Here is a 3,979-nt window from a genome sequence, read left to right on the forward strand (position 1 = left end):
AATTAATACAGCAGTTTTTTTACTAGCGCCAGTTCCACCTAATTTTTGTTCTAATGCTTCATAGTCTAATAAAATTTCATTTCTAGTGGTGCCAGAAATAATTTTATTTAATTCGGATTTTAGATTTTTTGGATTAAGTTCCTCTTGGATTAATTCTGTGACAACAGTTTTGTCCATAATAAGGTTAACCAAGGAAATGTATTTTAATGTAATAATTCGTTTGGCAATTTGATATGAAATCCAACTTCCTTTATAACAAACCACTTGTGGAACTTTAAATAAAGCCGTTTCTAAAGTTGCTGTCCCTGAGGTGACTAAGGCGGCGTGCGCTACACTCAATAAGTCATAGGTTTTATTAGAGATGAATTTTACGTTTTGTGTGGTTAAAAATTGTTGGTAAAATTCAAAATCTTGGCTTGGTGCACCAGCAATTACAAACTGATAGTCTTTAAAGTCATCTATAATAGACAACATAATAGATAGCATCTTAGCAATTTCTTGTTTTCTACTTCCTGGTAAAAGTGCAATTATGGGTTTGTTCTCTAGTTGATTTTCTATAATAAAAGTTTCAAAAGATTTTTTGGTTCTTCCAGCAATGGCATCAATCAAAGGATGGCCTACAAATTCAACAGGGAATTGATGTTTTTTTTCGTAAAAATCTTTTTCAAACGGAAGAATAACATACATATAATCCACATCGCGTTTAATAGCCTTAATTCGACCTTCTTTCCAAGCCCAGATTTGAGGAGAAATGTAATAATGGTTTTGAAATCCTAATTTTTTTGCCCATTCAGCAATTCGCATATTGAAACCTGGATAATCAATGTAGATTATTACATCAGGTTGAAAGAGAAGAATATCTGCTTTACAGACTTTGATATTGTTTAAAATGGTTTTTAAATTTAATACTACTTCCACAAAACCCATAAAAGCTAAGTCACGGTAATGTTTCACTAATGTTCCTCCTACAGCTTGCATTAAATCGCCACCCCAAAACCGAATTTCCGCTGAGGCATCTTCATGATAGATTGCTTTCATTAAATTGGAACCGTGTAAATCGCCTGAGGCTTCTCCTGCTATGATGTAGTATTTCATTATGACTCAATTTAAAAAAAGAAAACCTTCCATCGTTTGGAAAGTTTTCAAAGTTAGTTTTTTTTCAAAAGGTAATCAAACATTAATTCTTCGTATACTTATATTTCATTCCCGCTTGTTTTAAAACAAAGGAGTCTAGACCAAAAGTGATTTCTATACCTGCGCTTTGGAAAACAAATGTGGTATCTTTGAAATAAGTCAATGGAAAAGGAGTCTGTCCTGTAGCTTGTGCAATTAATTCGCCATTTTTCTCTTTAATTACAATTTGTAGAGGTAAATCATCTGAGTTGTAGACGCCTAGTAAGGGTTTAATTTCATCAGGATCTAACTTAGTAAATTCTGGAAAAGGGAAAGGCATTTTATAATACATACTTAAAATGCCAAGCATAATATCGTTTTGGTTGTATACATCTGCATTAGAAATTAATGCGATACTTAATTTCTCTTTTGGGTAATAGCCTACAACGGCATTAAAATTTTCAATTTTACCATTATGACCAAAAAAACGTCTTTCTCCAAAAGGGAACTGCATTAATCCCATACCATAGCCATCTTTTATCTTTTTCATTTGATCAAGGCTTGCTGGGCTTACTAATTTTCCGCTAAATAGACTCGAGATAAAAAGAGATAGGTCATCTGGTGTAGAAATTATTCCTCCTGAAGCAAAAGCTACTGAGTTATCCCATTCAGGAAATTGTTCCCAAGTTGAACCATTGTGTAAATAAGAATAGCTTTCACGTTTACTTACATCTGTTTTTTCAGTGGTATAATATGTGTTTTTTAGTCCAATTTTGTCAACAATCAATTCTTTTAAATTTTCGGCATAGGACTTCTTTGTTATGTTTTCTATGATACAACCTAATAAGTAGTAATTCGTATTGCTGTACATATGCTTAGTTCCAGGTTCAAAAATGGCGTCATAATCCGCAATTCGTTCTAATAAATCTTCTCGAGATTCACCCGTTATTAATTTTTCTTTAAAAGTTTCATCAGCATTTACATAATCCATTATGCCAGAACGTTGCTGTAATAAATCATTTACGGATATATAACTAGCCATAGCAATTTTGGGGAAGAAGCGACTGATTCTTGTTTCTAAGCGTAATTTTTTAGCTTCAACCAATTGCATGATCATAGTAGCGGTAAACGTTTTTGTAACTGATCCAATTTTATACTTTGTATTTCCATTTGCTCGTAATCCACGATTGGCTTCATAGAATCCATAGGCTTCTTTGAAAATTAAAGAATCTCCTTTTCGAATGACTAGTGAACCCATAAATTTGTCGTTTTCAAATAAATAACTTAAAAATTCATCAATTTTGGTTAGTCGTTCATCTTGGCTAAAGCTGAATGAAGTGACTAATAGTGCGACTACTAAAAGAACGGATTTTTTCATGTTATTTCTGTTTTGCTAATGAGTAGTAAAATGTTAATTTTGTTACTGATTTTTAATTTTTTTGAATTCCAAATATGAGTATACAATAGGAATAATTGTTATAACGGAAACTATCCCTATAAAAGTATAGAATTGAATTTTATTGGGCAATATAAAAGTGAGTGACATTAAAAGTCCGCCTACAAACCATAGTTTTCCCCCTAATGTATGTGTTTTTTTCCATACTTCCTCGTTTTCTAACGTCCAAGGTGTTTTTATTCCAATGAAATAATTTGGTTTTATTGTTTTGAAATAATTACCCAAGAAGGCAAAAAGCAAACCAATAATGGCAAATATAAAACCAGGATTGCTGTTTTTTTGTTGAACGCTATACAGAATAAAAACACTTAAACCTGACATAAATAGGGTTAGAATCATTCTTAGGCTGTTTAGTTTATTCCCCATGTTTTGTAATTTTTGTTTTGGATCAATATATGGAATAATTAGAAAAACAAAATAGGTGATTCCAACTAGCATAAATAATGAAGCAACTAATTCTTTTTTATCGCCATACCGATCAATTTCTCCAGCACCATTCCAATGCATAGGAACTTCTTCAGGTAAACGATTCCAAACATATCCTAAGTAGATAAAAGGTATCAACGCAACTGCTATAAACGGAATTTCTTTTTTAAATTTTTCCATATCTTATTTTTTTAGTGTAATCATCCATTTTAAAATATCTTCAACAATTGTTGTGTTTAAAGAATAAACTACGAATTGTCCTTTTTTTTCACTGGTTACTAAATCGGCTCGTTTTAATATGTCTAAGTGATGTGAAATACTAGGTTTTGAAATATGAAATTGATTTGCAATGTCGCCAGCCGTCATTTCTTGTTTACGAAGTAATTCTAAAATGTCTCTTCTAGTTTCGTCGTTTAAGGCTTTGAAAATTGCATTCATATGAATTTATATATTTAGACAAATGTCTAAATATGTTTTGAAATGGCAAAATGAATTTTTAAAATATTTTATCCGCTTATTTTTAAATTGTTGAAAGAACTTTTAATATATTCCCATAATATTCCATTTAGTTCTTGAGGAATTATAGATGTCATTATTAGACTTGCTATTGTTCCAATAAAGAGTGATTTCCAATCAAATTTATTTAGATCATCAACTTTTACAGAAAGAGTATCTAGCTTACTTTCTATTGTTTTTAATCTATCCTCGGGTAAATTTAGAAGTTTAATTTTTGATTTTAATTCTTGGATATTATGCTTTGTTTGAATTTTTTCAGTTTGAGTAAATTCACTATCTAAATCTTCGTAATCTGTATTAAGAAAATTTGTGTTTTCAAAAGTTTCCCAACCAGTAGATGAATTTAATTCTGTTGAAACTTTTTGTGCCCATCCATTAAACCTTTTTAATGTGTTTGCCCAAGTATCGGAAAAATTATAAGCATTTTTTCTGTCTATTGCGAAAATGGTTATTGAGTAAATATCATCT

General features: G+C 30.9%; 5 protein-coding genes. All 5 read right to left on the reverse strand.

Annotated elements, in window-relative coordinates; translation table 11 throughout:
* On the reverse strand, nucleotides 1–1,095 hold a 1,095-nt coding region (gene lpxB / locus QZ824_RS10925), incomplete at its 3' end, for a lipid-A-disaccharide synthase (RefSeq protein WP_291276049.1).
* Between the two features lie 82 nt (nucleotides 1,096–1,177).
* Complete coding sequence (locus QZ824_RS10930) at nucleotides 1,178–2,491, reverse strand: serine hydrolase domain-containing protein (protein ID WP_291276050.1); 1,314 nt, start codon at nucleotides 2,489–2,491, stop codon at nucleotides 1,178–1,180.
* A gap of 42 nt (nucleotides 2,492–2,533) precedes the next feature.
* Nucleotides 2,534–3,175, reverse strand: a complete 642-nt coding sequence (locus QZ824_RS10935; protein ID WP_291276051.1) for an SdpI family protein — start codon at nucleotides 3,173–3,175, stop codon at nucleotides 2,534–2,536.
* Between the two features lie 3 nt (nucleotides 3,176–3,178).
* Nucleotides 3,179–3,433: an autorepressor SdpR family transcription factor gene (locus QZ824_RS10940; protein ID WP_291276052.1), complete on the reverse strand. Its 255-nt coding sequence runs from the start codon at nucleotides 3,431–3,433 to the stop codon at nucleotides 3,179–3,181.
* A gap of 68 nt (nucleotides 3,434–3,501) precedes the next feature.
* A partial coding sequence (locus tag QZ824_RS10945; RefSeq protein WP_291276053.1) for a hypothetical protein occupies nucleotides 3,502–3,979 on the reverse strand: 478 nt, incomplete at its 5' end.

It is taken from the genome of Flavobacterium sp., assembly GCF_021151785.1.
Classification (GTDB): Bacteria; Bacteroidota; Bacteroidia; order Flavobacteriales; family Flavobacteriaceae; genus Flavobacterium.